The sequence below is a fragment of the Streptomyces virginiae genome, assembly GCF_000720455.1.
Classification (GTDB): Bacteria; Actinomycetota; Actinomycetes; order Streptomycetales; family Streptomycetaceae; genus Streptomyces; species Streptomyces virginiae.
Genome location: NZ_JOAK01000094.1, coordinates 1 through 596, shown reverse-complemented (window position 1 = coordinate 596; position 596 = coordinate 1). Strand labels below are relative to the sequence as shown.

2 pseudogenes are annotated in these 596 nt (G+C 67.3%); both read left to right on the top strand.

The features are described from left to right. Nucleotides 1–412 (top strand): annotated as a pseudogene (locus IG86_RS0138105) (sulfate ABC transporter substrate-binding protein); the annotation flags it as partial. A 36-nt stretch (nt 413–448) separates the two neighbouring features. After that, nucleotides 449–596 (top strand): annotated as a pseudogene (locus tag IG86_RS0138100) (ABC transporter ATP-binding protein); the annotation flags it as partial.

Below are 596 nucleotides of genomic sequence, written 5' to 3'. Positions count from 1 at the left end.
CGAGACCGCCCTGTGGCCCGAGAAGAAGTTCGTGATCACGAACGTCATCGTGTCGCAGAAGTTCCTCAAGGAGCACCCGGACGTCGTCGAGGCCGTGCTGCGCGGCACGGTGAAGACCAACGACTGGATCCACGCCAACCAGGACAAGGCCAAGGCGTCCGCCAACGCGGCGCTCAAGGCCCTGAACGGCAAGGAGCTCGAAGGCGCGGTCATCGACCCGGCGTGGCCGAGCATCGCGATCACCGACGACCCGCTGGCCTCGACGCTGAAGACCCAGTCGGACTGGGCGGTCAAGGCCAAGCTCATCGAGCAGCCCGACCTGGCCGGGATCTACGACCTGACGCTCCTGAACAAGGTCCTGAAGGCCGCCGGCAAGCCCGAGGTCTCCGACGCCGGCCTCGGCGCCAAGTAAGCGCACGGGCCCATCCGTTCCCAGGAGGTGACGACCATGGCCACCACTCTCGCCAAGGCTGCCGAAGGCACCGCTCACACGACGGCGCACGCCGCCCGTATCGAGCACGTCTCGAAGTCCTTCTCCGGCCCGGCCGGATCGCAGCTCGTCCTGGACGACATCAGCCTCGATGTCGCTCCCGGAG